General features: G+C 52.3%; 3 protein-coding genes. 2 read left to right on the top strand and 1 reads right to left on the bottom strand.

What is annotated here, in order from left to right; all coding sequences use genetic code 11:
- Nucleotides 1–632: 632 nt before the first annotated feature.
- Nucleotides 633–827, top strand: coding sequence for a hypothetical protein (locus tag J2X65_RS26895; protein WP_310208578.1), 195 nt, complete (start codon nucleotides 633–635; stop codon nucleotides 825–827).
- Here J2X65_RS26895 and J2X65_RS26890 read toward each other — a convergent pair.
- Entirely contained in the window at nucleotides 799–1,698 is a 900-nt protein-coding gene (locus tag J2X65_RS26890; RefSeq protein ID WP_310208575.1) for a hypothetical protein, read from the bottom strand. The two genes, J2X65_RS26895 and J2X65_RS26890, sit on opposite strands and share 29 nt — an antisense overlap.
- Before the next feature lie 237 nt (nucleotides 1,699–1,935).
- On the opposite strand from J2X65_RS26890, the gene J2X65_RS26885 reads away from it, so the two are divergent.
- Nucleotides 1,936–2,262, top strand: a complete 327-nt coding sequence (locus J2X65_RS26885; RefSeq protein ID WP_310208572.1) for a hypothetical protein — start codon at nucleotides 1,936–1,938, stop codon at nucleotides 2,260–2,262.
- The last annotated feature ends 150 nt before the right edge of the window (nucleotides 2,263–2,412 follow it).

Below are 2,412 nucleotides of genomic sequence, written 5' to 3'. Positions count from 1 at the left end.
ACGCCACGCCGACCTCTATCGCGCTTTCCTCACAATCGCCGCCGCCATCATCGCTTTCAGGGCCCGCACGAGGTTTTGTTAGGCGCTCTTAGTCGGCCGGGTGGATGCGCACGATCTTGCTCGTCTCGACGCCTACATCGCCAGCTTGGGAATCCACTAGGCCTTCGCGCCGTAGCACTTCGTCGAGCTCAAGATGGAGCATGTCGCATAAGAAGGCCGCCGTGTCCCAACCCACTGATCTAGCTTCATAAGACAGATCGGAAATGCGTTGCTGAACGGCGAGTATGCGCGCGCCAATGTCATTCAGTTCGGCGCGCTTCCCTATATCGTCCACCCTGCTGCCCCCCCCAATGAAAGCAGGTAGACTTTATTCCAAAGATCGAAATTTCCGATACGGTAATTCACCGATCGTTGCATTATTTTCGTTCACCATCTGCCGTTGAGATCGGCAGCGGATCTCGGTGAGGGGCGTCTCGGCGAGGTCCGAGGCGTCGCTCGCCAGCAGCAATGCTGGTGTGATCGCGTTCGAGCGCACCGGCGATCCGAAGACTGGCGAGTTCGAGCCGGCCGTCGTGATTGCGCGCTATGGCTGGACGCCGGACTATCTTGAGTGATCGTCGAAAAACCGCGTCGTGGCCTATAACTACACCAAGCAGCTCAAGGTGTTTTGGTTCAGAACGCCGCTTGAGGCCATCAGGCGAATCAGCGCCGAAAAGCTAGAGCTGTTCAACCGTCAGCCAGGCTATGACATGCTGGGACTGAACCCTAGAGCGAACGGCATTAATCCCTGTGTGCGCGCTAAAGATTTTTCAAATCAGCAGGGTTGATATCATACCAGATATCGTCCCCGCCTATAACGTGGCTAGTCGTCGAGTGCGAACAATACATTTGACTAGCCAAGTACACCGTCTTACCCATAGGGCCGGTATTCAGAGGCTCCTCCAATTCAGGGTCAAGTTTTCGTTTCAATTTGAATCTGTGAGACGCAGAAAGGGAGCGGCGAGCATCGTGAAGCATTCTCTCGATGCGCTCTAAATTCGGGCTAAGCACATCTGGAAATGTCGGCCCGGGCTGCGGGACTCCGTCTACCTTCATTTGAGACGTCATAACCAAAACGATACTTCCTTGATTAATTGTCGTAGATTTCATGAATCCCCATAGTACATTTATTTGAAAACTTTTATATTCCTTATATGTGTATTGAAATCCAAATAAATGCGAAAAATCAACACCAATGCTTGAAATGATCAAATGATAGACTAGCACTTCTTTGGACGGATCGTATGATCCGAGTGAGATAAGCTCATCATTTGATTTATTGTCATATTTGTAAATTTTGTGAGAAAGATCTGCGGATGCGTGGCTAAGTAATTTCCACATCAACACGTCATCTTGTGGGATGACGTAGGTTGAGCATATAAGATGCCGCCCGTCAGAAAGGCTGTTGTGGTGCGTAAAGGTGTGGCCGGGTGCGTTTGGGCTGACGTGAACGGAAATTCTATATTCTATGAGTGGAATATAATTCCCGTCATTATTCAGCTCTAGGTCCTCTGATCTCTTTATATATATCCCGAGATCGCCGATTTTTCGTTCCTCAACGGAGAATATCTCGCTAATCTGCCCTTTGCATTCAATGACAAAGCGCGTCCGAGGAGGGGGCATGATCCAGAGCCGAATCTTGATGGTGTCCGTAATCATCCCATTTTGTAGGCCTTGTGGCTAGATCGAGGCCCCAACCTTGAATGGTGCCAGCGGTGATGAGCGGCTTCGCCAGCGCAAGACTGGTAGTTTCGCTAAAGGCCACGCACTGATTGTTTGATTATAAATCAAGTTGGACAGTGGCCACCTGCTTTGGTGCCTAATACCGTCTATTTCAGGCGCATCCCGCACTCTTGCGTAATCTTGATTGCCAACCTGATTCACCCTGAGGGATCGATGTCGAACCTGTACCCAGAAATTGAGCCAAAGCGCCCCGGTGAAAGCCATGAGGCCTTTTACGAGCGCTACAACAAGGAATTCAGCCGCCTGCGCGGGTGGCCGCCCCACATCCGCCCATTAAACCTTGCGCAGCTCGAAATTCTCGGGATCGACGAAAGAACCGGCCAACTGTATTGGGATGGGGCTCCGGTCGTAACTCGGCATGAGCTGGGGCGGCGCGAGTTCTTCCTAGCGGCGCTCGTGGCCTGGGCTACCGTAGTGGCCGCCCTCGCTACTGTGGCTTCCGCGATAGCCGACTATATCGGTCTCGCTCATCCGAGCTAGCCTATGCCCTGCATTGAAAAAGGTTGATCGCACCGCGCTACACGGCCCCCATATCTAGCCTGCCCCTATTGAGTGGTCCGGTTTGACTCTAATGCATAGTGGGCCTTTCGGCCTGGCTTGATTGGCAGGGCTTCAGGGACAGGATGGCCG

It is taken from the genome of Ancylobacter sp. 3268, assembly GCF_031456575.1.
Lineage (GTDB): Bacteria > Pseudomonadota > Alphaproteobacteria > Rhizobiales > Xanthobacteraceae > Ancylobacter.
This window is presented reverse-complemented; position numbering and strand designations above follow the sequence as displayed.

Coding starts and splice junctions, on each gene's coding strand:
- J2X65_RS26890 (WP_310208575.1), bottom strand. CDS start 1,698: ATGATTACGGACACCATCAAGATTCGGCTCTGGATCATGCCCCCTCCT.
- J2X65_RS26885 (WP_310208572.1), top strand. CDS start 1,936: ATGTCGAACCTGTACCCAGAAATTGAGCCAAAGCGCCCCGGTGAAAGC.